This is a genomic window from Paracoccus thiocyanatus, assembly GCF_900156255.1.
In the GTDB taxonomy this organism is placed as follows: domain Bacteria; phylum Pseudomonadota; class Alphaproteobacteria; order Rhodobacterales; family Rhodobacteraceae; genus Paracoccus; species Paracoccus thiocyanatus.
This window is the reverse complement of record NZ_FTMK01000034.1, coordinates 1-23,597: the sequence shown is the minus strand read 5'-3', so window position 1 is coordinate 23,597 and position 23,597 is coordinate 1. Positions and strand designations below refer to the sequence as shown.

26 protein-coding genes, 1 tRNA gene and 1 pseudogene are annotated in these 23,597 nt (G+C 66.2%); 20 read left to right on the top strand and 8 right to left on the bottom strand.

What is annotated here, in order from left to right; genetic code table 11:
- The 4 genes from F3H32_RS17780 to zapE form a co-directional block, all read left to right on the top strand.
- The coding region (locus tag F3H32_RS17780) for a hypothetical protein (RefSeq protein WP_188128695.1) at positions 1-1,471 on the top strand (1,471 nt) is incomplete at its 5' end.
- Positions 1,472-1,631: 160 nt separating this feature from the next.
- Positions 1,632-2,942, top strand: coding sequence for an MFS transporter (locus F3H32_RS16280; protein WP_149766740.1), 1,311 nt, complete (start codon positions 1,632-1,634; stop codon positions 2,940-2,942).
- A gap of 252 nt (positions 2,943-3,194) precedes the next feature.
- Positions 3,195-3,797 carry a DUF6778 family protein gene (locus F3H32_RS16275; RefSeq protein ID WP_223191510.1) on the top strand — a complete coding sequence of 201 codons (603 nt, stop codon included), beginning with the start codon at positions 3,195-3,197 and terminating at the stop codon, positions 3,795-3,797.
- A 73-nt stretch (positions 3,798-3,870) separates the two neighbouring features.
- A complete protein-coding gene (gene zapE / locus F3H32_RS16270; protein WP_149766738.1) occupies positions 3,871-4,971 on the top strand; it encodes a cell division protein ZapE in 1,101 nt (366 codons plus the stop codon).
- Between the two features lie 224 nt (positions 4,972-5,195).
- Here zapE and F3H32_RS16265 read toward each other — a convergent pair whose 3' ends face one another.
- The gene (locus F3H32_RS16265) at positions 5,196-6,464 is read right to left on the bottom strand and encodes a bifunctional folylpolyglutamate synthase/dihydrofolate synthase (protein WP_149766737.1); all 1,269 of its coding nucleotides are present in this window, start codon (positions 6,462-6,464) and stop codon (positions 5,196-5,198) included.
- Positions 6,461-7,402, bottom strand: a complete 942-nt coding sequence (accD, locus tag F3H32_RS16260) for an acetyl-CoA carboxylase, carboxyltransferase subunit beta (RefSeq protein WP_149766736.1) — start codon at positions 7,400-7,402, stop codon at positions 6,461-6,463. Before accD ends, F3H32_RS16265 begins: the two co-directional genes overlap by 4 nt.
- 87 nt (positions 7,403-7,489) lie before the next feature.
- Between accD and cls the strand changes: the two genes are divergently transcribed.
- The 4 genes from cls (at position 7,490) to F3H32_RS16240 (ending at position 10,601) form a co-directional block, all read left to right on the top strand.
- Complete coding sequence (cls, locus tag F3H32_RS16255; protein WP_149766735.1) at positions 7,490-8,917, top strand: cardiolipin synthase; 1,428 nt, start codon at positions 7,490-7,492, stop codon at positions 8,915-8,917.
- An 11-nt stretch (positions 8,918-8,928) separates the two neighbouring features.
- Positions 8,929-9,255, top strand: coding sequence for a 4a-hydroxytetrahydrobiopterin dehydratase (locus F3H32_RS16250; protein WP_149766734.1), 327 nt, complete (start codon positions 8,929-8,931; stop codon positions 9,253-9,255).
- A 159-nt stretch (positions 9,256-9,414) separates the two neighbouring features.
- The gene (locus F3H32_RS16245) at positions 9,415-10,200 is read left to right on the top strand and encodes a DUF6478 family protein (RefSeq protein ID WP_115756656.1); all 786 of its coding nucleotides are present in this window, start codon (positions 9,415-9,417) and stop codon (positions 10,198-10,200) included.
- A 14-nt stretch (positions 10,201-10,214) separates the two neighbouring features.
- Positions 10,215-10,601, top strand: a complete 387-nt coding sequence (locus tag F3H32_RS16240) for a hypothetical protein (protein WP_115756655.1) — start codon at positions 10,215-10,217, stop codon at positions 10,599-10,601.
- A 3-nt stretch (positions 10,602-10,604) separates the two neighbouring features.
- On the opposite strand, the gene F3H32_RS16235 is transcribed toward F3H32_RS16240, so the two are convergent.
- Together F3H32_RS16235 and F3H32_RS16230 are read right to left on the bottom strand one after the other, a co-directional pair.
- Positions 10,605-11,324 carry a GNAT family N-acetyltransferase gene (locus F3H32_RS16235; protein ID WP_149766733.1) on the bottom strand — a complete coding sequence of 240 codons (720 nt, stop codon included), beginning with the start codon at positions 11,322-11,324 and terminating at the stop codon, positions 10,605-10,607.
- On the bottom strand, positions 11,321-12,061 hold the full coding sequence (locus tag F3H32_RS16230) for a competence/damage-inducible protein A (RefSeq protein WP_149766732.1): 741 nt from the start codon (positions 12,059-12,061) through the stop codon (positions 11,321-11,323). Before F3H32_RS16230 ends, F3H32_RS16235 begins: the two co-directional genes overlap by 4 nt.
- A gap of 115 nt (positions 12,062-12,176) precedes the next feature.
- Between F3H32_RS16230 and map the strand changes: the two genes are divergently transcribed.
- Entirely contained in the window at positions 12,177-12,980 is an 804-nt protein-coding gene (gene map, locus F3H32_RS16225; RefSeq protein ID WP_115757325.1) for a type I methionyl aminopeptidase, read from the top strand.
- Positions 12,981-13,152: 172 nt separating this feature from the next.
- Here the strand turns inward: map and F3H32_RS16220 are convergent, their stop codons facing one another.
- Entirely contained in the window at positions 13,153-14,172 is a 1,020-nt protein-coding gene (locus F3H32_RS16220) for a LacI family DNA-binding transcriptional regulator (RefSeq protein ID WP_149766731.1), read from the bottom strand.
- Between the two features lie 97 nt (positions 14,173-14,269).
- On the opposite strand from F3H32_RS16220, the gene F3H32_RS16215 reads away from it, so the two are divergent.
- Positions 14,270-14,346, top strand: a tRNA-Arg gene (locus F3H32_RS16215).
- 5 nt (positions 14,347-14,351) lie between these two features.
- On the opposite strand, the gene F3H32_RS16210 is transcribed toward F3H32_RS16215, so the two are convergent.
- Together F3H32_RS16210 and F3H32_RS16200 are read right to left on the bottom strand one after the other, a co-directional pair.
- Positions 14,352-15,455, bottom strand: a complete 1,104-nt coding sequence (locus F3H32_RS16210; RefSeq protein WP_149766730.1) for a tyrosine-type recombinase/integrase — start codon at positions 15,453-15,455, stop codon at positions 14,352-14,354.
- Positions 15,456-15,713: 258 nt separating this feature from the next.
- Positions 15,714-15,908: an Arc family DNA-binding protein gene (locus F3H32_RS16200; protein WP_223191509.1), complete on the bottom strand. Its 195-nt coding sequence runs from the start codon at positions 15,906-15,908 to the stop codon at positions 15,714-15,716.
- Between the two features lie 50 nt (positions 15,909-15,958).
- Between F3H32_RS16200 and F3H32_RS16195 the strand changes: the two genes are divergently transcribed.
- Positions 15,959-16,297 carry an Arc family DNA-binding protein gene (locus F3H32_RS16195; RefSeq protein WP_149766729.1) on the top strand — a complete coding sequence of 113 codons (339 nt, stop codon included), beginning with the start codon at positions 15,959-15,961 and terminating at the stop codon, positions 16,295-16,297.
- 50 nt (positions 16,298-16,347) lie between these two features.
- On the opposite strand, the gene F3H32_RS16190 is transcribed toward F3H32_RS16195, so the two are convergent.
- Entirely contained in the window at positions 16,348-16,731 is a 384-nt protein-coding gene (locus F3H32_RS16190; RefSeq protein ID WP_223191508.1) for a hypothetical protein, read from the bottom strand.
- 137 nt (positions 16,732-16,868) lie between these two features.
- Between F3H32_RS16190 and F3H32_RS16185 the strand changes: the two are divergent.
- From F3H32_RS16185 to F3H32_RS17775, 9 genes and pseudogenes are all read left to right on the top strand, one after another.
- Positions 16,869-17,282 (top strand): annotated as a pseudogene (locus F3H32_RS16185) (type IV secretion system protein); the annotation flags it as partial.
- A 3-nt stretch (positions 17,283-17,285) separates the two neighbouring features.
- Complete coding sequence (locus F3H32_RS16180) at positions 17,286-17,939, top strand: virB8 family protein (RefSeq protein WP_149766728.1); 654 nt, start codon at positions 17,286-17,288, stop codon at positions 17,937-17,939.
- A 6-nt stretch (positions 17,940-17,945) separates the two neighbouring features.
- On the top strand, positions 17,946-18,647 hold the full coding sequence (locus F3H32_RS16175) for a TrbG/VirB9 family P-type conjugative transfer protein (protein WP_149766727.1): 702 nt from the start codon (positions 17,946-17,948) through the stop codon (positions 18,645-18,647).
- Complete coding sequence (locus F3H32_RS16170) at positions 18,640-19,971, top strand: TrbI/VirB10 family protein (RefSeq protein ID WP_149766726.1); 1,332 nt, start codon at positions 18,640-18,642, stop codon at positions 19,969-19,971. The genes F3H32_RS16175 and F3H32_RS16170 overlap by 8 nt, the downstream gene beginning before the upstream one ends.
- Before the next feature lie 3 nt (positions 19,972-19,974).
- Positions 19,975-20,988 (top strand): ATPase, T2SS/T4P/T4SS family, encoded by a 1,014-nt coding sequence (locus F3H32_RS16165; protein ID WP_149766725.1) that lies wholly within the window; start codon positions 19,975-19,977, stop codon positions 20,986-20,988.
- Positions 20,981-21,145 (top strand): DUF4177 domain-containing protein, encoded by a 165-nt coding sequence (locus F3H32_RS16160; protein ID WP_223191507.1) that lies wholly within the window; start codon positions 20,981-20,983, stop codon positions 21,143-21,145. The genes F3H32_RS16165 and F3H32_RS16160 overlap by 8 nt, the downstream gene beginning before the upstream one ends.
- Positions 21,146-21,153: 8 nt before the next feature.
- Positions 21,154-22,152 (top strand): type IV secretion system protein, encoded by a 999-nt coding sequence (locus F3H32_RS16155; RefSeq protein WP_149766723.1) that lies wholly within the window; start codon positions 21,154-21,156, stop codon positions 22,150-22,152.
- A gap of 186 nt (positions 22,153-22,338) precedes the next feature.
- The gene (locus tag F3H32_RS16150) at positions 22,339-23,022 is read left to right on the top strand and encodes a UPF0149 family protein (RefSeq protein WP_149766722.1); all 684 of its coding nucleotides are present in this window, start codon (positions 22,339-22,341) and stop codon (positions 23,020-23,022) included.
- A gap of 357 nt (positions 23,023-23,379) precedes the next feature.
- Positions 23,380-23,597: transposase (locus F3H32_RS17775; protein ID WP_223191506.1), on the top strand; the 218-nt coding region annotated here is incomplete at its 3' end.

Sequence of the window (23,597 nt, the reverse complement as noted above, 5' to 3'; positions counted from 1 at the left end):
TTTGGACGCCACGCTTGCGCCGGTCGCCTTTGGCAAGATCGTCGCGACGCTTCACGGCTCGGATGTCTTCGACGGGGGCGTGCGGGTGGTGACGCAAAAGGTCGAGGCGACGACCGGCGCGCAGGGGGAATGGTCGCTGGAGCTGATCGTGAACGGCGAGGGCGAGGCGGGCACCACCACCTGGACCGTCGAGGGCTATAACCAATATGTCGTCAAGGTGTTCGAGGCCAAGGCGCTGTTCCTGGCCTCGGCGCTGGCGGTGACGCTGGGCGATCTGGAGCGGATGAGCGCCCAGAACCTGCGCGCGGCGCGCGAGGCCGGCGCGGCGCGGCTGGTCGTCGCCTCGGATCACGAAAGCTACCTGGCCCTGCCCGAAGCCGAAAGGCGGCCAGGCGACCTGGTGCTGGTCGACGGGCTGGAGCGGCCGGTGGCTATCCAGGGCCCGGTCGAAAAGCGGATCTTCGACGGCGTGACGCAGATCTTTCACGGCACCCAGCCCGCGATGCTGCTGGATGCCAATGGCGCGGTTCTGGTGGGGCAGACGGTCCATGCCGTGGCGCCGGCGATCACCCGCCAGCCCGCGATCCTGCCGGAAACGGCCGGGCTTGGCGACAGCATCACCCTGGACCTGGGCAGCGCCGAAGGGACGCCGCCCCCGGCCGTGGATTGGGACCTGACGCTGGGCGACAATTCGATCCGCGACCGGGTCGACCCGCAAGAACTGAGCATGGAACTGTCCGAGCCTGGCGCCTATGCGCTGGAGGTCAACTGGAGCAATGAGGCCGGCACGGTGGCGGCCGCCCCGGCGCTGCTGACGGTCGCCGAACCGGCCGCGCCGGGGGTCGATTACGCGCAGGCGGCGGGCTATTTCCATTCCGCCTCGGCCTATGTGGGGGAACCCGCGGCGGTGACGGCGCTGACGAATGACGGCAATGGCGGCTGGGACCTGTCGCAGGTCAGTTCGGGCGAGGTCATCACCATGACCCCGGCGGGGGTCCGGTTCAATGGCGGGCGCTTCTTGCAGGCCGCGGGGCTTTCGTCCGGCGGGATCGACGGGGTGTTCATCGTCCTGCGCATGGCGCTGGAGCATTACGGGTCGGGCGTGGCGCAGCTTTTCGCGGCCAATCCCAACGGCGGCCACCTGGCCCTCAACGACAACAACGGCACGCTGCAAGCGCGCTATAACGACGGGACATCGCGCAATATCTCGTTGGGAAGCACGCCCTATGGCCCGGATTTCGTTGCCGGGCTGGAAATCGACACGGTGTTGAAAACCGTGCGCACCTATATGCTTTCCGGCTCTATCGTGACGGAAAGCCCGCTTGGGATGCCCAGGGTGGACTATGCCACGGTGCGCATCGGCCAGGCGGTGCATGGCACGCTGAAGCGCGCGGCGCTGTTTGCACGGCCGGCCGGCGGCAGCTTTGCCGCCAGTTTCGAACAGGTGATCGCCGATTTCCTGGCCGGCTGAGCGCCGGACCGGCGCATGGTGCGAAAGGCCGCCCCTCGGGCGGCCTTTTTCATGCCCTCGTCCCGTGGCACTTGCGCCCGCCGGGCATTGCGGCTTTTTTCGGTGGACATGCCGCGAAAGGTCGCAAAACTGCGCCGCGGACGGCAAGGCGGAGGCAAGCATGAACCTGACCATCGACGAGGCCCTGGCCCAAGGCGGCGCCGGGCGCTTTCAGCGGCGACTGCTGGGCATCTTCGGCCTGGTCTGGGCGGCGGATGCGATGCAGGTCATCGCCATCGGCTTCACCGCCGCCTCGATCGCGGCAAGCTTCGGGCTGACCGTGCCGCAGGCCTTGCAAACCGGCACGCTGTTCTTCCTGGGCATGTTCGCGGGGGCCACGCTGTTCGGGCGCATCGCCGACCGCATCGGGCGGCGCAACGTGCTGCTTGTGACGGTGGGCTGCGATGCGGTCTTCGGCCTGGCTTCGGTATTCGCGCCCGACATCTGGTCGCTGATGCTGCTGCGCTTCCTGACCGGCATGGCGGTGGGCGGCACGCTGCCGGTCGATTACGCCATGATGGCCGAGTTCCTGCCGCCCCGGAACCGCGGCCGCTGGCTGGTCTGGCTGGAGGGGTTCTGGGCCATCGGCACCATCGCCATCGCCCTGACCGCCTGGATCGTGCATCTGGCCGGCGCGGCCGAGCCCTGGCGCTGGATATTCGCCGTAGCCGCCCTGCCGGCGCTGATCGGCATCTGGCTGCGGCTTTGGGTGCCGGAATCGCCGATGTATCTGTTGCGCAAGGGCGACGAGGCCAGGGCGCGCGCCGTCATCGATAGGGTGCTGACCGCGAACGGCGCCCGCGCGCTGCCCCAGGGTACCCGGCTGACCGCGCCGCCCGTCACCGCCCAGCCGCGGCTGTTCGGCCCCGAATTGCGGGGCCGCAGCCTGGGCATCTTTGCCGCCTGGTTCCTGGTTTCGCTGTCCTATTACGGCGTCTTCGTCTGGCTGCCGGCGGAACTGGCCAAGGGCGGCTTCGGCTTCGTGCGCGGCTATGGATTCCTGGTGCTGATGGCGCTGGCGCAATTGCCGGGCTATGCGCTGGCGGCACATGGCGTGGAAAGCTGGGGCAGGAAGCCCACCTTGCAGGTCTTCCTGCTGCTCAGCGCCGCGGGCTGCTTTCTGTTCACCGTCGCCGGCAGCCCCTGGCTGGTCGCGGCCTCGCTGCTTTTGATGAGCTTTGCGCTTCTGGGCACCTGGGGCGCGCTTTACGCCTTTACGCCCGAGCTTTATCCGACCGGGTTGCGCGGCACCGGCATGGGCACCGCCAGCGCGGTGGCGCGGGTGGGCGGGCTGCTTGCGCCCTCGCTCATGGGCTATGTGGTGGCGCGCGGCTTTGGCGTCGCCATCGGCGTCTTTGCGGCGCTGCTGCTGCTGGCGGCTGTGGCCACGCTGTTCATCCGGGCCGAGACGCGCAACCGCTCGATCGTCTGAAGCCGCATCCCGCGGCGCGCCGGTCGGCCGCAATCTGATCTTGCAGATTGAGAAACCACGATTATCCTGTCGCCGGGTCGGGGGAATCATCCCGCGACCAGGGGGCGCGGCGCAGGCCCGCCCGTTGCGGGAGGCGCTTTTCTGATCCATCCGTCCCTTTTCGACGCGATCATGCCTTAGGTCCTACGCAATTTTCAAAGGCCGGTTCTGGCCGGCCTTCCATCAATCCGTTTTGAATGAGGAACTCCGATGATGAAACCCGCGCTTCTGGCGCTTGGCCTGGCCCTTGGCCTTGCAGGCTGCGCCACCACCTGGGAAACCGCTTACGAGCAACTCGACCCGGCACAGGCGGCCGGCTGGCGCGTCGCCGCGGTCGAGGTGGCGGTCCCCGAAACGCTGACCACCAGCGACAAGAACAGCTATCTGCCGGATTTCGACATCGTCTGGCATGGCGAACCGGCCGGCGACCGCCGCGCCCAGGCCGCCGCCATCCTGAAGGAAGGAATCGAAAAGGGCAGCGCCGGCCAAAGCGGTCGGACGCCCGTGCGAATCGTCGCCACCCTAAGCCAGTTCCACGCCATCACCCCGGTGGTGCGTGAACGGTTGCAGAACTCCGGCGTCCACAACATCCACTATACCGTGCAGGTCTTCGACGCCCGCAGCGGTGCCGCGCTCAGCGAGCCGCAGCCGATCAAGGCGGAATTTCCCGCCCTTGTTGGCAGGGCCGCCGACGAGGCCGAGGCGCGCGGCCTGACCCAGCGCGTCCAGATCGTGGACCAGATCGCCGCGGTGACGCAAAACTGGCTGGGCCGCGGCACCGATCCGCGCGGCAGCTTCCAGCGCCGCGGGCGCTGAGTCCCAGGCGATTTTGGCGGAAATCACCGGGCCGGCCCTTGCGGGCCGGTCCTTTCTTTGGCAGGGGGCGGTCATGGCAAGCGTCTCTGAACGATACGAGGCCCGCGTAGCGGCGGGCCGGCTGGAACCCGATGCGGCGCAACGCGGCGTGTTGCCGATGCTGGACCGAATGGTGCGGGCGCTGGCCGCAGCCCCGCCCGCCGCGTCGCAGAAAAGCGGCTGGCTGGCGCGGCTGCGCGGCGCGACGCCCCAGCCTGCCCCGGCCGTCAGGGGGCTGTATCTTTGGGGCGGCGTCGGGCGCGGCAAGTCCATGCTCATGGACCTGGTGATGGAGGCGGCGCCGCTCGCCGCCAAGCGCCGCGTGCATTTCCACGAATTCATGCAGGAAATCCAGGGCGCCCTGGAAGAGGTGCGCAAGACCGGCCAGCAGGACGCCGTCCGCCCGGTGGCCAAGGCGGTGGCCCAGCGGGCGCGGCTTTTGTGTTTCGACGAGATGCAGATCACCGACATCGCCGACGCGATGATCGTCGGCCGCCTGTTCCAGGTGCTGTTCGAAGAAGGCGTGACCATCGTCACCACCTCGAACCGCGTGCCCGAGGATCTTTACAAGAACGGGCTCAACCGCCAGCTTTTCCTGCCCTTCATCGCCCTGATCCGCGAAAGGCTGGAGGTGGTGGAACTGGCCAGCGCCACCGACCACCGCCAGAACCGCGACCAGGGCGGGCAGGTCTGGTTCACGCCGGCCGATGCGGCGGCGCGGGCGCATCTGGACGCGCTGTGGCAAGCCGAAACCGGCGGTGCCGCGGCCGCGCCCCTGGTGCTGGAGATCAAGGGCCGCAAGGTCGAAATCCCCCAGCATGTCGGCCGCATCGGGCGCGCCGGCTTCTGGGATATTTGCGGCAAGCCCTTGGGCCCGGCCGATTACCTGGCCATGGCCGAGGCGCTGGACCTGCTGTTCATCGACGCCATCCCGCGCCTTGGCCAGTCGAACTACAACGAGGCCAAGCGCTTCGTGACCCTGATCGACGCGCTATACGAGGCGCGGGTGCGGCTGATCGCCAGCGCCGCCGACGAACCCGAACGTCTTTACGCCGAAGGCGAGGGTGCCTTTGAATTCGAACGCACCGCCAGCCGCTTGCACGAGATGCGCGACGCCGGTTGGGGGCGGACGTAAAGGCGGCTCTGCCCCGGCCTTCGGCCTCTGCCCGGAGGATTTTCAGGATAGAGAAGCCATGGCCGTGGGGCAGGCGAGCGCAGGGCATGTCCGCCGCTTTTGCCTGTCTCGGCGGTGGGTGCGGGGCAGGATGCCCGGCTTTCACCGTTTTCCAAATACTCCGGGGGAGTCCCGCAGGGACGGGGGCAGAGCCCCCATCGCGGCGCGCGGGGCATACGCGACGCCTAGCCGTTTTCCCGCAGGATCTGCCCGGCAAGATAAAGCGAGCCGCAGATCAGGATGCGCGCGCCGGGCTGATCGGTGGCGATGCGGCTGACCGCCGCCAGCGTATCCGCGGCGGTCGAGGCGGTCATCCCCACCGAACGGGCCACCGCGGCGGTCGCCTCGGCCGGCAGGGTGTTGGGCTCGCCGGGAATGGCCACCGCGGCCAGGCTTTGCGCGATGCCGGCCAGCGGCCGCATATAGCCCGCGACATCCTTGGTGTTCAGCATGCCGCAGACCAGATGCGTCGGCCGCGGCGGCAGGGCGGCCAGCGTCGCCGCCACCGCCTTGCCGCCCGCCGGGTTGTGGCCGCCGTCCAGCCATAATTCGCAGCCCTGGGCCGCCTCGACCAGCGGGCCGCGCGCCAGGCGCTGCATCCGGGCGGGCCATTCCGCCTCGGCCACGGCGGCGCGGGCCTCGATGCGGCCAAAGCCCAGTTCGCGCAGCGCGGCGATGGCGGTGCCGGCGTTCACGATCTGATGCGGGCCGGGCAGCACCGGCAGGGGCAGGTCCATCAGCCCATGCTCGTCCTGGTAGACCAGCGCGTCGCCCTCGCGCCGGCTGTCCCAGTCCTGCCGGGCGATGCGCAGGGGCGCAAACAGCCGCTCGGCCCGTTGCTCGATCACCTCGCGGGCGGCGGCATCCTGCGGCGCGACGATGCAGGGCACGCGGCGCTTCATGATCCCGGCCTTTTCGCCGGCGATCTGGGCCAGCGTGTCGCCCAGGTATTGCGTATGGTCGATGCTGATGGGCGTGATGACGGTCAGCGCCGGCGCCTCGATCACGTTGGTCGCGTCCAGGCGGCCGCCCAGCCCCACTTCCAGCAGCGTGTAATCGGCAGGCATGCGGGAAAAGGCCAGGAAGGCCGCGGCGGTGGTGATCTCGAAAAAGGTGATTGGCTGGCCGGCATTCGCGGCCTCGCATTCCTCCAGCGCGGCCGCCAGCGCCGCCTCGGGGATCAGCTCGCCCGCCAGGCGGATGCGTTCGTGGAACTGCGCCAGATGCGGCGAGGTATAGGCATGGACGCGCTTTCCCGCCGATTCCAGCCCGGCGCGGATCATCGCCAGGGTCGAGCCCTTGCCGTTGGTGCCGGCGATATGGACCACCGGCGGGATGCGGCGTTCGGGGTTGCCGAGCGCGGCCAGGATGCGCTGCATCCGGTCCAGCGACAGGTCGATGACCTTGGGATGCAGCTGCATGAGCCGGGCGAGAATGGCGTCTGACGCGGTCATGGCGTCGTCGCTTGGGCCTCGGGCTCGCCCCCGGCGGCGGTCGGGGGGGCGATGGTGCCGGGCGCGGGCAGGTCGCCCGCCACCGGGGCGGGCAGGCCGCCCAGCATGCGCAGGATCGACACCAGCTCTTCGCGCAGCTTCTTGCGATGCGTCACCCGGTCCAGCATCCCGTGTTCCAGCAGGTATTCGGCGCGCTGGAACCCCTCGGGCAGCTTTTCGCGGATGGTCTGCTCGATCACCCGCGGGCCGGCAAAGCAGATCAGCGCGTTCGGCTCGGAAATCTGGATGTCGCCCAGCATGGCATAGCTGGCGGTGACGCCGCCGGTGGTCGGATGGGTCAGCACGACGATATAGGGCAGCCGCGCCTCTTTCAGCATCTGCACGGCGACGGTGGTGCGCGGCATCTGCATCAGCGACAGGATGCCTTCCTGCATGCGCGCGCCGCCGGCGGCGGAAAACAGCACCAGGGGCCGCTTCAGCTTTACCGCGCGTTCGGCAGCGGCAATGATGGCATTGCCGACATACATGCCCATGGACCCGCCCATGAAGCTGAAATCCTGGGCGGCGGCGACGATGGGGGTGCGGCCGATCTCGCCCTCGGCGACCAGCATCGCCTCTTTCTCGGCGGTGGATTTCTGCGCGGCCTTCATGCGGTCGGGGTATTTCTTCTGGTCGCGAAAGCCCAGCGGGTCGGCGACCGGCTCGGGCACCTTGACCTCGACGAAGACGCCGCCGTCGAACAGCGCGGCAAAGCGCCCGCGCGGGCTGATCGCCAGGTGATGGTCGCAATTCGTGCAGACGTTCAGGTTGTCCGACAATTCGCGGTGGAACAGCATGGTCCCGCATTCGGGGCATTTCGTCCACAGGTTCTCGGGCACCTCGCGGCGCGAGAACAGCGAATTGATGCGCGGACGGACATAATTGGTGATCCAGTTCATCGGCGGCCCCCTGCGCTGCGTTCTGGGGTCAGATATGCAAAGCGGTGCCGAATTGCAATTCCGCGCTGTCCGGGCTTTCATGGCGGCATGTGGACCGAAGCCCTTGTGTTCGTGCATTATGCAACCGCGCTGGCCGTTTCGGTCCGCGTGCTGCTGCGTCCGCGGCTTGAACCGACGGTCCGGCTGTCCTGGATCCTGGTGATCGAGCTTTTGCCGCTGGCCGGCATCCTGGCCTATGTGCTGTTCGGCGAGATTCGCATCCGCGGCGCCGAGGTCGAGACCATGGCCAGCGTCCGGTCGCGTCTTTCGGGGCTTTGGCAGGCCAGCCCCGAGGAATTGAAGGTGCTGCCCGACTTCGCCGCCCCGGTCATCAAGGCGAATCACGCCACCACCGGCTTTGCCGCCGTCGCCGGCAACCGCGCCGCCCTGCTGCCCGAGGATGACCGCGCCATCGCCGCCCTGGTCGAGGCGATCGACGGCGCGACCGAACATGTGCATCTGCTGTTCTATATCTGGCTTGACGACCCGTCCGGACGCGCCGTGGCAGAGGCGGCGATCCGCGCCGCCTCGCGTGGCGTCAAGGTGCGCGCGATCATCGACGCCTTCGGCTCTCGCGCCTTTGGCCGGTCCGAAGCCTGGGCGCGAATGCGTGAGGCGGGCGTGGAATGCGTCCAGGCGCTGCCGCTGAGCATCCCGGTGATCGGCGGGCTTTTCCAGCGCATGGACCTGCGCAACCACCGCAAGATCGTGGTCATCGACCATGTGCTGGGCTTTACCGGCAGCCGCAACTGTTCGGACCGGGCCTTTGCCGTCAAGCCGCGCTATGCGCCCTGGATCGACGTGTTCCTGGCCATCGAGGGGCCGGTGGTGCGGCAGATGCAGGCGGTCTTCCTGCAAGACTGGATGAGCTATACCGGCGAGGACCTGGGCGAGATGCTGCGCATGACCCGCCCCGTGACCGCGCCGGGCGAGGTGGCGCAGGTCGTCGCCACCGGCCCTGACGATCCCCAGGGTTCGCTGTCGGATTGCATGGTGACGATGATCCATGCCGCGCGCGAGCGGCTGGTCATCACCACGCCTTATTACGTGCCCGACGCCTCGCTTGATTCCGCGATCCGCACCGCGGCGCGGCGCGGGGTCGAGGTGACGATGATCCTGCCACGGCGCAACGATTCGCTGGTGGTGCAGGCGTCCTCGGAAGGGTTCTATTACGGCCTCGTCTCGGCCGGGGTGCGGCTGATGCTGTTCCACGACGGGCTGCTGCATTCCAAGATCATCACCGTGGACGGGCGCATGGCGATGCTGGGCAGCGCGAACATGGACCGCCGCAGCTTCGAGCTGAACTATGAAATGAACATGCTGTTTCTGGGCGGCGACATCACCGAACGGCTGGACGAGCGCCAGCAGAGCTATGCCGAGCGCGCCCGCCCGGTGGATCTGGACGATATCCGCGCCTGGTCGGTCGGGCGCCGGTTGCGCAACAATCTTCTGGCGCTGGCAGCGCCGATCCTGTGACGGAGGACATGATGACGAAGCCCGACAACAAGGACAAGATCGAGCAGGGCGCCCACGCCCTGCCTGCGGCAGAGGTGCAGGCGGCGTTGGCCGGGCTGCCCGGCTGGGAACTGGTCCAGGAGGGCAAGGCGATCCGCCGCGCCTGGCGGTTCAAGACCTTTGCCCAGGCGGCGCAATTGGCCAACCTGGCCGCCTGGCAGGCCGAGGCGGCCGGGCACCACCCCGATATCGACTTCGGCTGGGGGTTCGCCCGCGTGACCTATTCCACCCATTCCGCGGGCGGCGTGACCCGAAACGACCTGATCATGGCCGCGCGGCTTGATGCGGCGGCGGGCTGACGCTTGCGGACCCTCTTGCCCCGCGGGCGGGCTGCGCCTATCCAGCAGCAAGCCCAAGGATGCCGCCGGGGCAGGGCGGGCGGCCTTTGGGGGACTGCCGGCCGGCCGGTGATTGCGTCGGGGACATGTTCAGATTGACGAGTGAAAGCGGGCGGACGCATGGCAATACGGCCTCGGACATGGCTTGAACGCAAGACGCGGGAACGGGCGCTGCGGCAATGGACGGCACTGGCGCAGCAGGTCGAGACGCTGGGACCGGGCCGCCTGCGCCGCCTGCGCGAAGAGGCGCTGGACCTGCGCGGCAGCCTGGAGCGGTTCCTGGTCGGGGCGGATCGCCGGGCCATTCGCTCGCGGGCGGCGCTGGATGCGCTGCACCTGCCCGGCGGGACCGACTGGCGCTGGCGCCCCGGTTTCATGGCCGGCCAGATCTCGCCCCCCGGTATCGCCCGGCCCGAGAATGGCGGCCGGCTGGGCGATGACGCCGCCATCTGGCACGACTGTCCCCAGCGCGCGCTGATCCTGGGACAGGTCGCGACCCGCGGGGCCACCGACCTGTCGCCCTTTGCCATCCGGCTAGAGGTCTTTGGCTTTTCCGGCAGCTTCCTGTCCATGTCGGTCGACCTGCCCCCCAGCGCGCTGGAGGGGCTGACCCGCAACCATGTCCTGCGGCTGGAAACCGGCATCCTGGCCGAAAGGGCGATCCGGGTCTATGCTCGGCTCAATATCGGCCACGGCCCGAATATCGACGAAGTCACCGAGCAATTGCCCGGTTTCGAGGCCGGCCATTACAGCCGGCAAGTGACCGAATTCGACCTGGCCTATACCCAGATGAACGACAGGCGGCTGGAAAAGGTCTGGCTGGACCTGATCTTCGAGGCGCCCTGGATGAATGCGGTCGAGATCCGCGAACTGTTCTTTTCCCGCCACCTGCGGGCCGAGTTCTGACCAAGGAATTTTCCATGAGCGATTTCGAGTCCTTCGGACTGAAAAGCGGCATCTGGCAAGGCGCGATCCATCGCGACGCCCGGCCGGGGCGGCTGGTGCTGGTGCATCTGGGCGAGCGGCTGGCCGAAGCCCGCGTGACCGCCGACGCCCAGGGCGGCTGGCGCGTCGGCGCCGCGATCCCGGCCGAGCGGCTGTCGGACGGGGCGCAAAGCTTCCTGCTGGTCGAGGATCAGGGCGCTGAGGGCGAACCGCCGCAGCCCGGCGCCCGCCATCTGGGCAGCCTGACCCTGGTCGCGGGTGCGCTGCTGACGGGCGACCTGCATGCCGAACTGGCGCTGATGCGCAGCGAACTGGAACTGCTCAAGCAGGAATTGCGGCGGCTGGCATCCGATCCGGGCTAGGCGTCAATCCTTGCGCCAATAGGCGTATCCGCCCAGTTCCGCAAAGCCCAGCCGGTCGTAAAGGCCGCGCGCGGCGGCATTGTCGCGGCTGACCGCCAGCGCGATCCGGGTCGCGCCCTGCTCTTGCGCCCAAAGCGCGGCCATGCGGACCAGCCAGCCGGCCACGCCGCGCCGACGCTGCGCCGGCACCACCTCGATGGCGTGGACCATGGCGACAGGCCCGTCCAGCGCCACAAAGGCCGCGCCCGCGGCCCGGTCCCGCATCCGGCCCAACAGCGCCGTGCGGGGCGGCGCCACCCGCTCCATCACCGCCTGGCGCGCGGCCGAGACCGCGCCGCCGCTCCAGATGTCGCGCTGCACGGCCAGCGGCGGCCAGATCGCAAAGGCGGTCAACGGCGGCGGCGCCAGAGCGGTCAGCGCCGCGCAATCCGCGCCCATGATCACCGTCGGCGCGCCATGGCGAAAGCCGCGCGCGGCCAGCGCCTGGGCCAGGGCGCGATCGCCATCGGCCACCCGGAACAGCGGCGGTTCGTCCCAGCCACGCTGGATCGCCTCGGCGCGCGGAATGTCGGCGGCGTCCCAGTCCGGCCGCAGGGCGCGCGCCGAGCTGACCCGCCCGCCGCCGCCTTGGCCGCGCCCGACCAGAAAGCCGCCGGCCTGGGCGTATTCGGCCGCGGGCCAGGTGGTTTCGAACGCGCGGGCGATCTGGGGATCGGCGATCACAGGGCCAGCCTTTCGCGCAAGGCGGTCATCGCATCGCTGACGCGCTGGCCGTCCAGCCCGCGGATCACCAGGCTGGTGCCGAAGCGCTGCCCGCTCTGGAAGGGATAAGAGCCAAGCGACAGGTCGGGGAAATCGTCGGCCACGGCGCGCAGCTCGTCGGCCACGTCGGATTCGGGGCGCAGCACCTCCAGCGCCTCGCTGACCGAGGGGCGGCCGGTCGGCAGGCCCGGCACCACCGCCTCGACCATGGCGCGGAACACCTCGGGCACGCCGGCCATGACATAGGTGTTGCCCAGATGGAAACCGGGCGCCGCGGAATGGGCGTTGGGGATCAGCGCCGCACCCAGCGGGATGCGGGCCATGCGCAGCCGGTTGCCGGTCACTTCGACGCCGCGCGCCTGCCAGCGTTCGACCATGACGCGGCGCGCCTCCTCGTTGATGTCGATGCCGACGCCAAAGGCGGCGGCCACCGCGTCGGCGGTGATGTCGTCATGCGTCGGCCCGATGCCGCCGCTGGTGAACAGCATGTCCCAGGCCCCGCCCAGCGAACGGTCCAGCGCCCGGATCGCGGCGACGATATGGTCGTGATCGTCGCCGACGATGCGCACCTCGCGCAGGTCGACGCCGATGCTGTTGAGGACCTGCGACAGGTAATGGGCATTGCCCTCGCGCGTGCGGCCCGACAGGATCTCGTCCCCGATGACAAGGATGGCGGCGGTTGGATTGTCGGATTGCATCGGCGCGGTCCCCTGGCGATCTGCTGCGGTTCCGAAATGTATAGGTCCGGCCGAGGGGCTGGAACAAGTGGCGCCATAAGACTATCTGTGAGGGCAGCAGAGCCAAGAGGACGCCATGAACGACGCACGCCAGACCCGCGAGGGGATCCGCATCCACGAGCCGCAGGACTTCCAGGGCATGCGGGCGGCGGGGCTGATCGCGGCGCAGATCCTGGACGAGGTCGGCCCGCTGGTCCGGCCCGGCGCCAGCACCGGCGCGCTGGACGATTTCATTCGCAACCGGGTCGAGGAACTGGGCGTCGTCAGCGCCACCATCGGCTATCGCGGCTATCAGCACGCCAGCTGCATCAGCGTGAACCATGTGGTCTGCCACGGCATCCCCGGCGACAAGCTTCTGGCCGATGGCGACATCCTGAACATCGACGTGACGGTGATCGCGGATGGCTGGTATGGCGACAGCTCGCGCATGTATGTGGCGGGCCGGCCCAGCGTCAAGGCGCGCCGGCTGATCCAGGTCACGCATGACGCGCTGATGCGCGGCATTGAGGCCGTCCGCCCCGGCGCCACCTTCGGCGATATCGGCTGGGCGATCCAGTCCCATGTCGAATCGAACCGCATGTCGGTGGTGCGCGATTTCTGCGGGCATGGCCTGGGACGCAGCTTCCACGCGCCGCCGAACGTCCTGCATTTCGGCCGCCCCGGCAAGGGCCCGGTCCTGGAGGAAGGCATGTTCTTCACCATCGAGCCCATGGTGAACCTGGGCCGCCCCGAAACCAAGATCCTTGCCGACGACTGGACCGCCGTCACCCGCGACAAGTCGCTTTCGGCCCAGTTCGAGCATTCGATCGGCGTGACCGCGGATGGCTGCGAGATATTCACCCTCTCGCCCCAGGGCCTGTTCTTCCCCGACCTGGGCTGACTTCCCGGATCCGGCTTCTTCGTTCCGAAAATACCCCTGCGGCCGCGCAACCGTCGCTGTCGCATGAGTATTTCTGAAACGGTGAAAACGTAGGCCGGTGCGCAAGGGGCCGGTCCGGCGCCTGTTTCACCGTTTGACAAATACTCATGCAACGCCGCCGGGTGGCGCGGCGTCAATGCTTGCGGATGGTGTCGCCCGGCATGATCGTCGGGGCCAGCGCGATGATGCCGTTTTCGGGCCGCGGCTCCTTGCCGGCGACGATGCGGGCGGCGCGCCGGCCGATGTCGATGCGCCGTGCATCGGTGGTGGTCAGCCGCATCGGCAGCCCGTCCAGCAGCTCGACGCCGTTGAAGCCTGCAAGCCCCAGCCGGCCGGGAATGTCATAGCCCTTTTCCATGCACCACAGCAGGCCGCCGGCCCCGATCATGTCGTTCGAGAAATACAGAAAGTCCAGCTCCGGCTCGCGTGTCAGGATGCGCTCGGTCATCTCGCGCCCCTTCAGCAGCGACGAATTGCCCTGGTAATATTCGCGGGCGGCCAGCTGCAGGCCCTGCTCGGCCAGCCGTTCCTCGAACCCGGCCAGGCGCTTGCGGGCGCGATGGTCCTCGGGCATGTGGGTGCCGATAAAGCCGATGCGGCGATAGCCGGCGGCCAGGATCTCGCCTGCCATCTCGGCCCCCGCCCGGCGATGCGAGATGCCCACGGCCGTGTCGATCGGCTCGCCGTCCACGTCCATGATCTCGACCACCGGCAAGCCGGCATTGTCCAGCATGGCCCGCGCCGCGCGGCTGTGTTCCAGCCCGGCCAGGATCACCCCGGACGGCCGCCAGCTCAGCATGTCGTAAAGCACCGCATCCTCGCGCGAGGGGCTGTAATTCGTCACCCCCACCACCGGTTGCAGCCCGGTATCGTCCAGCTCGGCCGAGATGCCGCCCAGCACGTCGGGAAACACCATGTTCGACAGCGACGGGATGACCACCGCGACCAGGTTCACGCGCTGGCTGGCCAGGCCGCCGGCGATCTTGTTGGGGACATAGCCCAGGGTGCGCGCGGCGGTCAGCACCTTTTCGCGGGTGGCGGCCGAGACATCGCCGCGGTTGCGCAGCACCCGGCTGACCGTCATCTCTGAGACGCCCGAGGCTTCGGACACGTCACGCAGGGTCAGGGGACGGCGGGGTCTTTTCGTGTTCATCGCAACTACCGGGACGCAATCCTGTTACCGTTATCGCCTCCGCCCCGCCGCGGCAAGCTTGCCATTTCCTGTGCCACAGGGCAAAAGACCGCCCAGCGGCCCCGTGGCTCAACTGGATAGAGCAGCCCCCTCCTAAGGGGCAGGTTGCAGGTTCAAATCCTGCCGGGGTCGCCAATTGGTCATTTTATGCCTTTCTTATCAGTATCTTGAAGGGTGGTTTTGCCCAACCCCCCGTCGAGGTTGGGCAAATTTGTAAGCAAATCGAGCGCTGAAGAGGCGAGTGTCATGCGACTCGCAGCAGCGATGTAGCGTCTTGCTTCGTGGTGAGAGTGGTGTCCCAAGAAGGCCGCGATTTGCGCTTCTGTGGCGCCAGCCTCAGCCAAACGCATTGCGCCGTGCTTGCGAAGCCCATGTATGCGGCACTCGGATGGGAGGCCTGCGGCCTGCGCCATCGTGGCAAACCAATTGCCAAAACCTTCAGTGGTGTAGGGCCGCCCATCTTTGCGGGCGACGAATACGTCCCTATTTTCTTGGTGAACGCCAAGCTCTCGCGCGAGATCCGGTAGCTTCGCAAGTGGCAACTCGACTTTGCCTCCAGTTTTGCCGCGCGAATACCGGATAACACCTCCCCGGATGTTGAGCGGCCCCATCCGTGCAGCGTCTTGCCTTGCAGCCCCGGTCCCCAGAACCAACTCAAAGGCGAGGCGCTCCTTAGTTCCAGATGGGTAGAAAGCTCGAAACTGTGCGATCTGTTCACGCGTCCACGTGTGATATCCGTCAGTTTCGATCTTCTGGCGGTCGACTTCGACCGTGGGATTTCGGCCTGTGTACCCATGTTGCCGGCTAGCCCACTTATAGAGTTGCGCCAAATCTTTGTGTAAGCGGTTTGCAGCTTCAGGGCCGCCTTTGCGATCCATGAGAGCCGTAACATGGCGCGGCAGGAGGTCCTGATAATGCGCTTCACCAATGGTCGAACGTATCCAGTCAAGCCTTAGCCGTTTCGCATAGCGTGTGGCCTGCGCCAGCTCCTTGAAGGCGCGAGAACCGAGGTAGTCTTCGATTAGGAAAGAAATGGTGCGCTCAGCCACACCAGAGGTTTTCTTCTTTTGAGGTTCTGCAAGCGCCGCTTCATACTGAGTCCGAAAATCCTCAGAGCCAAAAACAGCATCGATGTAGCAATCGATTCGTCGGCCCTTTATCGTCCTGCGCAACCGCCACCGGGTTTTTCCATGACGATCGGTTGCTTTGGTGACGCCAGGAAATCTCTTACGACGCTTCACCATCGTTCTTCCTCAATAAAAGGTCGATATCCGGACCGCTGGACTTAATCGGGGTGTAACCCTCGCGATAGACAGTCACTTCGCCGGTCTCGTGGTTCACGGTATACGCTCCAACGATAAAATCAGCCTCAGCAGCGCCACGCAGGGCACGGCTGATCTCTGTGCGCGTAACTTTTGCGGGACGATTAGGCATTTGAGACAGCCCGGGCGCTGAGTAGGCGACAAGAAAACTGCTTTTGAAGAGCAAGGTTCTTCATCGATTTATCCTCTTTTTTGACCTGCTCCTTGCGCGATATCCTTCGCGACCCGAAGCGCCCGAATGACCTCTGAGTTTTGCGAGCTGCAGTTGCGCGCAGCCTCCTGTGCGATCCAGTCTTTGAGCTCTTTGGGCAGCCGCAGCTGCAACTGTTCACGATGCCCCACAGGTCTTCTCCCGATTTGGTTTGACTTAAACATGGCGACACGCCAGCATTGCGTCAACGGCTAAGTTATGGCGGGTGGCCAGCATGACGAATTATCCTTCAGCAACCCAAGACAAATACATCATCCGCATGCCCGACGGCCTGCGGGATCGCATCCGCGAAAAGGCCGAGGCGAACCGGCGCAGCATGAACGCCGAGATCGTTGCCCTTCTGGAAGAGCACTATCCGCCGAAAACACCTGAGACGGTTCAGGAGCCCGGAGCGCGTATTTTGCTTTGGCTTGCAAAACGGATCAGGCGCCAAGAGCCCAAGCCCGGATCGACGCGCGACCGGCGCGCGCAAATGTATGAGAGCATTGCCGCGGAGATCATCACGCGAGCCGATGCTATTGACCGAAGCACGAAGGAACGCGGCCGAGATTGAGAGGTCGCTGTCCCTCTGCCCCCTCGGGGAAAGCGCGAACTGGGCCGGCATCAGTAACTCACCCACTCGAAGCCGTGATTGCCTTCGTGGTCTTCCCACTCCACACCGACGCCGCGTCGCGTGCTGCCCCATGAACAACTGCGCGACGGCAATACCCATGTTGGTGCGGCAGATGGGGTCGCCGGGTGCCACGCGAAGTCGCCCTGCGCGCCATAAGTGCCGAGCCGCATAGAGAATCGTTCTTCACAATCGCCATCTTCACCGCGCTCGCGATGGCTGTAGTGACGGACATCCCAGACGCGGATCGATCTGACAAAATCGAACTCGATCCCGCTGATATCAATATCGGCGCTGCCGCTCTCTGCGTTGACGCGAATAAGGTCGGATGGATCAAGACCTGGCAAACCGCTCGCCTGCAAAATGGTCGGCGGCATGCTTTGCAACGGCGCTCGATCAGCGACACCCATGGGGCACCGCCAGATTTGTAGCGGTGGCTCGATGGGCCATGGCGTGATCCTGCGAATGAAGACGGCACGGGCGTGCGCGCATTCTGCAGAGGCCGGCCATCGGCAATGCCGGCCCCGAGATGGAAGGGCGCATGACCCAAGCCCTCGAAGACGCAGGGTTCGATCAGGACACGCTGTCCACAATGGCGACCAGTGGCAATGCAGGTGCTGAGCGCACCGCTGCCACAGCCAGCACCGGCGCTGTGATGTCGGCAGCTGCGCAGAACAGCTACGCCGAGGCCGCCCAATCGCTCGAACGGGTCGACCAGCTTGTTGATCTCATCCCCGATATGGAGACGCTCAAGGAAGCCGTCGATCACAACACCCGCGTCACCGCCGAACTGGCTATCGCCATGACCCGCATGTGGGAGCTCGAGGCGATCCAGACCGTGGGCGCAGGCCAGGCCGGGGTGGCAGATGCTGCAACACTCGCGGAAGAGCGCCGGTATATGGATTTCACCATGCCGGAGTTGCGGTGAGGCATGCGCGAAGAGTTGGAGGTCATCGAAGAAGAGCTGGTCTATGGCGCCCGCCGACGCGAGCTCTTCTGGCAAAAGCTCGGGCTCACCGGTCTGGGCTTTGGCGGGCTTGGCTGCCTCGCGGCCGCCCTCGTGGCCATTCTCGATGTTGATCCTGCGCCCATGATCGTGCCCTTTGACAGCGAGACCGGCATGGCGCTGCCCAATGCCGCCGTCGAGGCCGTGTCGCTCGCCGAGCGCCCGGCGATCATCGAGGCGCAGGTCTTCCGCTATGTCACCGACCGCGAGACCTACAACCAGCTCGACAACGATCTGCGCGTGGAACGCGTTTTGGCTGAGTCCGACGGCGCGGCTGCCGCCTCCCTGCGCGCGCTCTGGACCAGTGGGAGCACGGCCTATCCGCCCGATACCTATGGCGAGGACGCAAGGCTCGAAGTCGAGATCCTTTCGATCACGCTGATCAGCGCCAACCGTGCCCAGGCCCGCCTGCGCAAACGCCTCAGCTCCCCGCGCGGCAGTCAGACCGGCCTCTTCACCGCCACGCTGATGTTTGCCTTCCGCCCCGAAGAGCGGCGCTCAATCGACGAGGTCTGGCAAAACCCTTTCGGCTTTACTGTCACAGAATACGCGATCCGCTCGGATCGGCTTGAGGAGTAGAGGCGCATGGTTTTCCCGCTCAGTGTGACCCTCGCCGCGGTCAGCATGGTCTTTGCCAGCACGGCGCTCGCCGAGGTCCAGCCCCGCCGTGGGCCCCATGATGCCCGGGTGCGGCTCGCCACCTTTGTCGATGGCGAGGTCTACCAGATCCGCACCAGCCTGACCCATGTCACCAGCATCGAATTCGGCCCCGGCGAGACCATCCGCTCGATCATCGCCGGCGACACGGAAGGCTTCCTCCTCGACGGCGTGCCCGGCGGCCAAGCCTTCGCCATCAAGCCCGTGGTGCGCGGCGCCCATACCAATATCACCGTCTACACCAACCGGCGGAGCTATTATTTCAACGTCACGGAAGCCCCGGACCCGACCTTCTATGTGATCCGGTTTCGTTATCCGGAGGCTGAGCGAAATGAGACACGCGCCATCGCCCGCGGACCTGTGAATCATGCCTATGGCGTCAGTGCGCGCGCCGAGATCACCCCGCAAGAGATCTGGGATGATGGAACGTTTACGTATTTCCGCTTTGGCGCCAACGCGCCCGTGCCCGCGATCTTCCGTTGGTCCGCAGGCCGCGAGCGCAGTGTCAATGCCCAAGCCACCGAAGACGGCGTGATCCGTGTCTCTGGTATCAGCCCCCGGTGGGTGCTGCGCCTCGGCGAACTCGAGGTCTGCGTCCAGGATATGCGCGAGGTCCCCGCCGATGACTGAGACTGCCGAGCTGCGCAAACGCCTCGACGCGCTCGAAGGTGGTGGTGCGGGGAGCGGCTCCGGCACCCGTAAGCGCTCGGTCTTGTTGCTGGTTGCTCTGGGGATCGCGGGGGCGGCTGTTCTTCTGGCTGTCGTGGCTTTCATGAGCGGCGGCTCGGAGCCTGCGCCCATGGAAACGGCCGCGCCGGCGGAGTTTCAGGATACGGGCCCGGGGTTTGGCACGCTCGATCCCGTGGCGCCGCCGGGTCCCGCGCCGCCCGCCGCTGCACCGGCAGAGGAGAACCCCGAGACCGAGGCCCTGCGCGCCGAGCTTGCCGCGATGCGCGCGGAACTGACCGCGCTGCGCGATGCGCCGCCGCCGGACCCGCCGGCAATGGATACCGCCGCGCTCGAGGCGCTGAATGTCGAGATCGCCGCTCTGCGCTCCGAGGCGGCGGAGTCCGAAGCCGCCCTCCGCGCTGAACTCGAGGACCGCGCGCGGCAAATCCAACGCCTGCAGACCGATCTGGAGCTTGCCCGCCTTGAGGCACCCACCGTCACGCCAGGGCCGACCGGCCCCACCGAGGAAGAGCTGCGCCTGCAAGAGCTCGAACGCCGCCGTCAGGAAGAGCGCGCCATCCTCGAGGCGCGGATCGCGAGCCCCATCATCGCCTTCGGCTCCGCAGGCAGTGTGGGCGACGAAAGCCCCTCGGATCAGCGCCGTTTGGATGGCGAGACGGAGTTCGTGCGCAACGGCGCGCAGCCGGCCACAGTGACCCAGGCACAGACCATCGTGAACCCCGCCAACACCGTGGTTCAAGGCACCTTGATCCAGGCCGTGCTGGAAACCGCCATCGACAGCCAGCTCGCCGGGCCGGTGCGAGCCCTTGTTTCCGAAGATGTCCATGCTTTCGATGGCAGCCGCGTGTTGATTCCGCGCGGATCCCGCCTCATCGGGCGCTACCAATCCGGCGCCGATATCGCGCAACAACGCATCACCATCGCCTGGGACCGGATCATTCTGCCCGACAACCAAAGCGTCGAGATCAGCGCCTTCGGAGGCGATGAGCTTGGCCGCTCCGGCACAACCGGCTATGTCGACAGCCGCTTCGCCACGCGCTTTGGCTCCGCCGCTCTCATCTCGCTCATCGGCGGGCTGCCGACGGCCGCAGCCGGATCGACCGAGGATGAGACCACGGCAGACGCGCTCGAAGGCACGGCCGAGAGCCTGCAAGACACCACTCAAGGCGTGATCGGCGAGTATCTCGCGCTCGCCCCGGTTATCTATGTCGATCAGGGCACGCGCGTCACCGTCATGGTCGATCGCGACCTCGAGATTTTTTGAACCATGGCCGCCAGCTATCTCCAATCCTCGCTCGACAAGCTGCCCGATGCGCGCGACCCCACCCTCATCGAGCTCTGCATCAACCCCGACGGTACAGTCTGGGGCGAGTTCCAGGGCGATCATTTTATGCGCGCGCTTGGCGCGCCGCTGACCCCTGATGCGGCCCGGGATCTAGGCACGCAGATTGCTTCCGCCGCCAACACCACCCTCAGCCGCGCCAAACCCATCGTCTCGGTCAGCATCCTCTATCGCGACCGGCCGATCCGCGCGCAGGTGATCCAACCGCCCGCCGTGGAGGGCGGCTTTGCGATTTCCCTGCGCTTCTTTGCAGACCTGCCGCTGGACCAGATCCAGCTTGCCTATCTCTTTGGCACCGAGCGCAGCGCCGAGGCCACGCGGCGCGCGCGCAATGCCGAGCTGCGCGCCGTGGTGGCCACCGGCGATATCGAGGCCGCAATCGCCTTCTGCGTCCATCACAAGCTCAACATGATCGTCTCCGGCGGCACCTCCACCGGCAAGACCGTCACCGCCCGCAAGATCCTCTCCTTCGTCCCCGCGGCCGAGCGCCTGATCACCATCGAAGACGCTGCCGAGCTGCGCCCCACGCAGCCCAACATCGTCACGCTCATGGCCGATCGTGACGCGCCCGAGCGCAGCGCCGATCAGCTCCTGACCGCCACCCTGCGCATGCGGCCCGACCGCATCGTTCTGGGCGAGGTGCGCGGCAAGGAAGCCATGACTTTCCTCGAAGCCATCAACACCGGCCATGGCGGCTCACTCACCACGCTGCATGCCGAAACGCCACAACTGGCCATCCAGCGCCTCGCCATCGCCGCCCTCAAGACCGACGTGCCGATGACCTATCAGGACATGATCCATTACATCACCCGCTCGATCGACGTGATCATCCAGGCCGGACGCCATGACGGCGCGCGCGGGATCACCGAGTTCTACCTGCCGGGCGCTGAGGCAGACCAAGAGCCGCGAACCCAAACCATGGAGACCGCCGATGTTTGAATACCGCACTGTGGAGCTGAACACCGCCCGCGCCAAACGGGCCCATGCCGATGTGCTGAACGCGCTTGCCCGCGATGGATGGGAGCTGGTTGCCGTCACGCCCGATTTTGACGGCGAGCATATCTTGACTGCGTTTCTGAAGCGCCGCATCGCCTGAGGCGCGGGATGGGCGTTGTCACCTGGATGGTCGAGACCATCGACGGCTATCTCGACGGGGCCGCCGAGACCACTTTCGGCAATGTGGCCAGCCAGCTTGGCGGGATCATCGCCGTGGGCTCCACCCTCGCCGTCATTGGCCTTTTTGTGAACATGGCCTTGCAGGTGCGCTCCGTCGACGGGCGCACCGCCTTCTGGTTCGCGGTCAAGCTCCTGCTGATCACGCTCTTTGCGCTCAACTGGGTGCAGTTCAATACCATCGCCAGCGCCATCACAAACGGGCTCGACCAGCTTGCCGGTGGTATGGTGGCGGGCCTGGGCGGCGGTGGCGCGGGGTCGGCCTATTTTGCCGCCGCCTTCGATGATCTGATCGAGGCGTTCGGCGATTACCTAAACGCCGCCGGGGACAATATGCATTGGATGGCCGGCGCGATCATCGGCGCCATCGGGGCCTTCCTTTTGGGCGTCATCGGCGCGCTTTGCGGGCTCGTACTAATCTTTGCCAAGATCATGCTCGCCGTCATGATCGGCATCGCGCCCATCATGATCGCGCTCTCGCTCTTTGAAGTGACCAAAGATTACTTCCTACGTTGGCTGTCCTCGACCGTCTCCTACGCGCTTTACCCGCTCGTCATCGCAGGCGTCTTCTCCACCGTCGTTGGGATGTCGCAATCGCTGCTCGCCGAGCTTGGCGATCCCGATGGTGCCAGCAATATTGGCGCCCTCGTGCCCTTCTTCATGATGATGTTCCTCGCCGGCGGCATGATCCTCGCCACGCCCCTCATCGTGCGCGGCATCTCAGGCAATTTCATGATGGCCGCCCCGCCAAGCATGCCGGGACTTGGAGGCTTCGCGAAAGGGCTGGTCGGGACCAAAGGCTCCCGCGCTCGGGCGCGGTTCGGGACGCAGACCACAGGCGAGATCGCTGGCGCGGGGATACGGCAGGCCAGCGGGGCAGCCGTGGGCGCCGCGCAGAGGATGGCGGAGCGGACGAAGCGGTTGGGGTGAAAGGGGGAGCGACCGGCCCTTTGCAGACGTTGGCGCGACGATCTGATGCTACGTCGCGGCTTCACCACTGCGGACATTCGGGGTGCCTGCAGCAATCTTCCTGTCCGAGCTTGAAGCAGGCTTCGCGCGGATTGCGGGTTGGCGTCGCGCAGAGTAAAAAATTCCGAGCAACACCGGGAGGTATTTATGGACCAGTCCGATCAGGAACTCGAGCGTCTCAGCGCGCTGTTGCATGCGCTGCCCATCGAGAACATGCCCATGACGCTCAGTGAACTTGATGGCTACGTAGTCGGTGTTCTTGCCTGCCCGGATATGATCCCGCCCTCGGAATGGATGTCCCATGTCTGGGGAGAGACAGGTGAGGCAAATTTTCCCGATCAGAAAACCGCCGAAGCCACGGTCGGTGCGGTCATGGCTCACTACAACTCGGTTGCGGAGGCGATGACCCGCTCACCTTGGATCGAACCCATCTACGAGGTTGACCCCAACAGTGATGAGGTGATGTGGGAGCCTTGGATCGATGGCTTCACTCGCGCTTTGGGGCTAAGACCGGATGCTTGGGATCGACTGCTCGCTCAGGCCGACGAAGAGACGCGGACGACGATGATCTTCTTGATGGCGCTTCAGGAAATATACACTGGCCACAGCAAGTTCACGGATGAGGAGATCGACGAAATCGACCTTGAAGCACCCAATCTGATCCCGAACTGCGTTGCGACGATACTCTATCAGTCTCGTCCCGAGCTTTCCCGCATGGAGCCCGCAAATCGTTCCGAGATGCCGTTCAACGCCGGTCCCCGGCCCGGGCGGAACGACCCATGCTCCTGTGGGTCGGGCCGCAAATACAAGCAATGTTGCGGTCGGAACTGACCGATCGCCCAAGTCTCTCACGGCCCATAGCCTCCGTTCGCCAGGAGCACCAACGCCGCAGCGCGGCTTCCCCAAACCGTTCATTCAAGGCCCCGCGCTGCACGGGCAGGCAGGCGGAGGTCGGCAATGCGGGACCTTTCAGACCTTCGCCGCAAGTGCGCCAAAGTCCGGTTCGGCGAACCGTTCAAAAACGGTCGTTTCTGACCCTTTTTGGACCCACGAATGTTAATGATTCAATAATCATTGTCAGTGCAAAGTAAGCGCGACGCCGATCCCCTCCTGCCATTTTTGAGTTGATGCCTTCATTCTCCACGCACATGTGCGGCGGAGGTTTTGGATTTGGAGAGAGACGGCAAAATGGGCGTCCAATTGGACGGCTCTATAGGCGTCGGGGTCTCGCGGCTTGAGGTGATCGGGGGGCCAAGCGGTCGTCGGCGGCGGACGAAGGCAGAGCGGGCGCGGATCGCGGCGGAGAGCATGATGCCCGGGGTGACGGTCGCAGATACTGCGCGCAAGCACGGCACGACCCGCTGGCAGATTTACGATTGGCGCAAGCAGATACGCAAAGGTAATTT